The sequence below is a fragment of the Embleya sp. NPDC005575 genome (assembly GCF_040605455.1).
In the GTDB taxonomy this organism is placed as follows: Bacteria; Actinomycetota; Actinomycetes; order Streptomycetales; family Streptomycetaceae; genus Embleya.
This window is the reverse complement of sequence record NZ_JBEXCV010000279.1, coordinates 1-5,972: the sequence shown is the minus strand read 5'-3', so window position 1 is coordinate 5,972 and position 5,972 is coordinate 1. Positions and strand designations below refer to the sequence as shown.

General features: G+C 72.6%; 6 protein-coding genes. 2 read left to right on the top strand and 4 right to left on the bottom strand.

What is annotated here, in order from left to right; translation table 11 throughout:
- Positions 1–406: hypothetical protein (locus tag ABZS54_RS41750; protein ID WP_355548307.1), on the top strand; the 406-nt coding region annotated here is incomplete at its 5' end.
- 17 nt (positions 407–423) lie between these two features.
- On the opposite strand, the gene ABZS54_RS41745 is transcribed toward ABZS54_RS41750, so the two are convergent.
- A complete protein-coding gene (locus ABZS54_RS41745; protein ID WP_355548305.1) occupies positions 424–1,308 on the bottom strand; it encodes a NucA/NucB deoxyribonuclease domain-containing protein in 885 nt (294 codons plus the stop codon).
- Between the two features lie 417 nt (positions 1,309–1,725).
- Between ABZS54_RS41745 and ABZS54_RS41740 the strand changes: the two genes are divergently transcribed.
- Complete coding sequence (locus ABZS54_RS41740; RefSeq protein ID WP_355548302.1) at positions 1,726–1,962, top strand: hypothetical protein; 237 nt, start codon at positions 1,726–1,728, stop codon at positions 1,960–1,962.
- A gap of 353 nt (positions 1,963–2,315) precedes the next feature.
- Here the strand turns inward: ABZS54_RS41740 and ABZS54_RS41735 are convergent, their stop codons facing one another.
- The 3 genes from ABZS54_RS41735 to ABZS54_RS41725 all read right to left on the bottom strand — a co-directional run bounded on the left by ABZS54_RS41735 (position 2,316) and on the right by ABZS54_RS41725 (position 5,519).
- Entirely contained in the window at positions 2,316–2,735 is a 420-nt protein-coding gene (locus ABZS54_RS41735) for a hypothetical protein (RefSeq protein ID WP_355548299.1), read from the bottom strand.
- Positions 2,736–2,922: 187 nt separating this feature from the next.
- Positions 2,923–3,798: a replication-relaxation family protein gene (locus ABZS54_RS41730; protein ID WP_355548296.1), complete on the bottom strand. Its 876-nt coding sequence runs from the start codon at positions 3,796–3,798 to the stop codon at positions 2,923–2,925.
- Positions 3,799–4,511: 713 nt separating this feature from the next.
- Positions 4,512–5,519 (bottom strand): hypothetical protein, encoded by a 1,008-nt coding sequence (locus ABZS54_RS41725; protein ID WP_355548293.1) that lies wholly within the window; start codon positions 5,517–5,519, stop codon positions 4,512–4,514.
- Positions 5,520–5,972: the final 453 nt, after the last annotated feature.

The following is a 5,972-nucleotide window of genomic DNA, read 5'->3' as shown; positions in this document are numbered from 1 at the left end:
GTGGGCGGAGCGCGCCTGGGGCGGGACGAGGGGGGACGGGTACCATCGCCCCTTCGCCGATCCCTTGCCGACCCGCAAGGGATCGGCGAAGCTCACCGAACAGGTCCCGACGGGCAAGGAGAGGCTTCGAGTGGGCGGCGACGACACACCCCGCGAGATCACCCGCCTGTCCTTCACGCAGATCGCCGAACGCGTAGTCGCCCTCGGCCTCGCCGAACACATGACACGCCAACGCGTCGCGCAACTGACCGACCACCCCGACTGGCCCGTGCCCCGCGCCGAGTGGACCAGCGTCGGCAACGCCGTGCAGATCCCCTGGGACGAACGCCTCCTCGCGTTCTTCCGCACCCGCGACACCAGGGACGGCCCCAAGGGCTGGAACCGGCGGGGAAGCGGACGGTCCTAGACGAACGAGTCCGATGATCAGGGGACGACGGTGACGAGGAAGGCGTCGCCGTCGAGCATGCGGTGTTCGCCGTAGAAGGTGCTCCCCAGGCGGCTGCCCACGCGCTGGTTGTCGTCGCGGTCGATCAGGCGCGCGGAGAAGTGCCCGTCGCTGAGCGAGGCGCCCTCCTTCGTCGCGGCGAACGGGTACTCGTCGCAGTCCAGGCGCTGCCCGGCCCAGTCCCCCCACACCTCGGTGCACACCTTCCCTACGGCTGCGCGGTTCCGTTCCTGGAGGGCGGGGTCGATCAGGCGGTGGAGTTCGGCGGGGACGTTCTTGCCGACGGTCGGGGGGAACGTCTTGTCCGCGTGGTGCAGGGCGTCGTCGATGTGGCGGGCGCTCTCGTCCTCGTCCGGGTTGCCCAGGCTCACCGCGAACGTGGGTTTGTGGTCGGGGAAGACGGTGCCGCAGGTCTTGCCGGCGACGCGTCCGGCGGAGTCGAACCGCCCCCGGAGGACGGCGCTGCGTTCGTCGACGTAGGGGTCGGCGCCGGGCGGGCCGGTGACCTCGAACCGCACCAGCATCGTGGCAAAGAGCCTCTTGAACGGTGTGCCGACCGCGCCGTCGGGCGAGGTGTAGGTCAGGACGGTCTGGGGGCGGGCGTCCCACGCTCCCCACAGGTCGGTGCGGTCCTGGTCGGCGGGGCGGACGATGTCTGCGCCGCCGCCGTCGGAGACGGTGGCGCTGTAGGTGACGCGGATCGGCCATGCGCGTGCGTCCTGGCCGGGCACGGTGGAGGCCTGGATGTTCTCCAGGCTGGAGACGAAGTCGACGCGGCGGTCGCCGTCGTAGGCGAAGCCGAGTTGCCACTCGTCGAACCACATCGTGCCCAGCCGCTTCGGCGGCCGGTCCTTCGTCGCCAACACCACCTCCCGCCGCCGATGCACACACCTCGAACCTGCTCTTCACCCAGCCCGTCGGCAACGGCGGGGTGCCGGGCGCACTCCTGGCGCAAATCCGCCGCCAGGGCCGCCCGCTCCGCCGGCCCGATCCCGGCCGAGCCGGCGCCGGCGGAAGGCGTGGTGTCGGCGGGGGCTGCGGCCAGGGTGAGCAGGGCCGCGACCACCGGGACCGCGCCGCGGCGCAGCGCGCGGCGGCGCGGGCGTGGTGGTGTCACAGGTGCCCTCCGGGGATCGCGGTCGTGGAGGTGGGGTGGGTGTGGTCCGGGTCATGGGGTGCAGGTGGAGCCGAGGCAGGCGTGGACGAGGGCGCCGGTGCGGGCGTCGTGCTGCGGTTGGACGTCGAGTGCGGGCGCCGGGACGAACAGACGTTCCTGACGAGTGTCTACGGCTCCCCTGGCCGGCGTCGGCGAACGGCACATCGACTTCCGGCCCGTCGCCGAGGGGCGACACCCACCCGTCGCCATCCCCGCACACCGCCTCGCGGCCCTGACCATCCGGCCCGGATGGCAGAGCCGACACGACGAGACGACATGGCAGCCCTACGAATGCATCGGCGCCCAGGACGCCGTCACCCCTTTCACCGGGGGCGGTCGACGGCTTCGACCCGTGGACTGAGCTCGCCACATCTCACCCTCGACGCTTGGTCGTGCTCCGCCGGCACTTCTTTCGCGAACGCGCCCGCGTTGCGGCGCTCCGGCGAGAGCCGGCCCGCACGCGCCCACCGCGCGGGTGCGGTCCGCCGGCGTCGGTCGGCGACGTGTGTCGTCGCGTCCTCGATGAGGTCTTCGAGTTCGGGGGCGGGCCAGGGCGGGCCCGGGCCGGCATGCCGGCCGCAACCCGCATCCGGGCGGTTCCCCACCGCCGAACGGCGCGGGCGCCCGCACACCGACCTCGCCCGCGCGTGGTGGCACCTCGGCGAAGTGCGGCGCGCCGAAGTCGACGCACACGCGGGCCTGTTCATTGTTCGGCTACGCCTTCCCTGCGGCGGCGCACTCCGCGAGGTAGGCGTGCAGGTTGCGGCGCTCGACCAGTCGCCCGCCCAGAGGCGGCGGGAACTCCCCCGCGGGCAGGAACACTCCGTCGCAGCGGCGGCAACAGAACAGGCGTCTCCAGAGCGTCCATCGCCGACACCACTGCGGATGGGCCACCCGGTGGCGCTTGCGGTACGCGACCAGGAACCACGCCGCCGCGGCGAGCCCCGCCCAGGAGGCCGCCGACCCCAGGGCCGCGTTGATCGCGATGCCCGTCACGAACATCACCACGAGCGCCGCGACCATCGCCTGCCCACGGCCGCGGGCGGACCACGGGCGCGGCGGCGGCCGCAGCGAACGCGACAACGACGTCCGGGTCGTACCGCAGGCGCGGATCGTCCCGACGGCGCTCTGCACGCCGTGGGATCCGTGCACCCGCACGGACGTTCGCCCCACGGACCTGGTGACGCTCACCCCGCTCTCGTAGAGGCCTTGGACCCGGACGACCTGCTCGACGCGTCCGCAACTCGGGCATGGGACCACAGGAGGACTTCCTTCCGTTCGAGGGTTCACTCACGACACGTACGCGCGCGGAGCGTGTCGGTCACGGGGTCGGGCCGGGCGCGGACCGATGGCGGGCCTCCCCGAGCCCGGCGAGCGTCGTGCGTGTCCGCCGGCCCCAGGGGAGCCACAACGCGCCCGCGGGAGAGGTCCCGGCACGCCACACCCCCGTGGCGATCGGCACCTCGTCCGCGAAGTACGTCAAGGCGGCGCGGGCGTTCGACTCGCGGAGCTCGGAACCGAAGACGAACAGCACGACCGGATCTTCCCGTCCGACGGGCTCCTCCCCCTCGCGGCGCCGGGGCCGCGCGTACGCGTACCGGGCGACCCGGTCGGCGAGACGGCGCGATTGCTCGGTTCCCGTGTCGAACTCCACCGCCAGGACCGACCGGCCGGGCCCTTCGCGCCAGATCAGGACCGCGTCCGGGCGGTCGAGGCCGCGCGGGACGTCGAGGTCCGGGGTCTCGTCTGCTCCGTACCACCGTTCGACGGCCGCGTCGGGGTGTGCGCGGGCGTGGGATTCGAGGGCGGCGCGGAAGGCGTCGACACCGATGAGGCGCGCCAGGCGCAGTCCGCTCATCAGGATGAATCGGCGGTCCTCGAGGGCTCGGCGGGCGGCCGGGCCGGGCTCCTCGCCGGTCTCGACGGCCGTCACGGCGGCGCCGGCCGGGGACAGGATGAGGTGCAACGGGCTCGATCCGTTTTCCGCGCAGGGTCGGAAGCGGTGGATGGCGCCCTTGTCTTCGAGGTCCTTCATGCGGCGTCGGGCCGTGCTCGGGCTGTTGAACGCCATCTCGGTGATCCGATGCGAGGTCAGGATGCGATGCGTGGCGAGTGCGCGCAGGACCAGGCGGCGCCGGTCGGTCAATTGCTCGGCGAGGTCTCGGACGCGGGACCGCGCCACGTTGCCGGCGGGCATGTGAACACCTCTCTGTGGATACGGGACGGGCAGACCGGTACGGCCAGGGGGAAGCGCGAACCGGGGCCGGGGAATCGCCAAGGCTCGGTCGGCGGAACGACCGACCGGATCGGGTGGCGTCCGGGGGCTGCCGACCGGGAAGAAGGGCGCGACATCGACAACGGCGATGCCGTCACGACACGCGGCGCCGAGGTGGCGGAAGCTGCGAGTGCTCTGCCCGGGGCCGGTTCGTCGGTTCCTCGCCGTGCGCGGCGATGCGTTGCCGCCGCGGTGTCGGCGACACCCGGCGCGCGGGGAACGAAGGTCCGCGACACTAGGCCGGACGCAAACGGAAAGAGCTGTGCCCCCGAATCCGTCCGCTTTCGCAGGCGCATTCGAGGGCCACAACCAAGCTCTGCCAAGGGCTGTGTGCGACGCAGTGACAGTGATCCAAGGCTTACGGCGATGATTTTGCCAGGAGTCAAGCCACGATTACAGGACTTGCCGGCCGTATGTTCCCCTGTGGTCGGCCGGGCCGCATCCGATCCGCGATCGTCTCGAACTTCGATCCGGCGGCAGGCTCGCCATCGCCACCGACTGCGAGGCCGGGCGCAGCGAACCGGGGACCGGGTCGCCGAGGCCGATGTGGTGTCCGGGAGTGTGCGGGTCCTCGAGACGTTCCCGAAGGATGTGATCGTGACCGGCGAGCGCGTCGTGATCCCGTTGGGGCCGGGTCAGTTCAGGGTGCCGGTGTAGGGGGTGCGTTCCAGGCCGGATCCGCCGATCAGTTCGACGGTGACGGGCCCGGGGATCGCGTTCTCGGGGAGCGTGACGGACACGGTGACGGTGGCGATGCGTCCGGGCGCGATCGGCGCGTCGTGGTAGTCCAGCCACGCCCTGACCTCGTCCGCCTCGGTGAGGTCGGGGCCGGTGAGCACGCTGAGCGAGCGGCCCAGGCCGGAACGGGTCGAGGTGCCCTTGTTGTCGTAGCTCAGGTCCAGCGACGCGGTCCGGCGTCCGTCCGTCGCCGGCGTCGCCTCGAGCCGCAGCGGTCCGACCCGGTAACCGTGCTGCGACCACGCCCCCAGGGGCAGGACGGCCCCGGTCGGGGGAGGTCCGGAGCCCGGGACGGGTTCGGGCGCGTCCTGGGGGGTGCCGGGCAACCTGCCCTCGAAGAAGACGTTCTCGCCGTTGACCATGCCCTCCTCGGTGACCTCGGTGGTGACGGTGACGCTCTCGCCCGATGCCCGCGCGGGGACCGCAATGCCGATGTCGGCGGTGAACACTCCTCCGGGAAGCACGCGCGCCCTCGATGTGGAGGAGGACGGTTTCGGCAGACCGGGCAGGTGCGTGTCGGTGAACGCGGTCGCGGTCCGCCCCAGCGCCCCGTATCGCGCGGTGACCACCGTCGTGGGCACCGACGCGATGTGATTGGCGGTGTTCGTCAGGGTCACCGTCGCCCGTAACGGCATCGACTGCGCCGGCAACGAACGCGCCGCCGCGGTCGCGTCGGTGGGTGTCAACGCGGAGACGGACACCTGCCAGTCACCCGCCTTGGCGACCTGTCCCAGGCCGGGGAACGCGGCGCGCGAGACCGGCGAGGACGCCTTCGTCGTCGGAACCACGCTTCCCGAACCCGGCTTCGGGGTGGTCTTGTTCGTGTCGGAACCCCCGGAGCAACCGGCCCCGGCCAGCGTCAGGGCGATCACACAGCCCACACCCCACACGGTATTGCCCCGCATCGCGTCTCCCCCGGTCGCACGTCGCAGTCGTCGGCGCATCATGCCGGCAACACACGACAAACCACGATCGCATTCCGCCTCGACCTCTCGGCCGGGGTTCGATATCGGCCGGTGGAGGGTTGCCGCTTCGGTGCCATGCCGTCGTCCACGTTCGGCGCCGCGGCGGCAGCGCCGGTGCGTCGTTCCACCCGACCGACCCTGTGGCGCTCCGCCGTCCGGGACGGGGCTCGGGCGAGTGCCGTGGCGATGTCGGTGGGGGCGTGTACGTTCACGCCCGGCGTCGGAGACCTTGCCTCCCCATCCGGGTCCGACCGCCACGATCGGCCCGCCGGCCACATGTGCGCACCCCCTCGGCGGGTGGGCCGACCGGCGTGGCCGACGCCGGGCCCGCCGGGGGGGGGGGCGGGTGCCGGGGCCCCCCCCCGGACGGGGATAGACCCGCCCCTGGTCCCC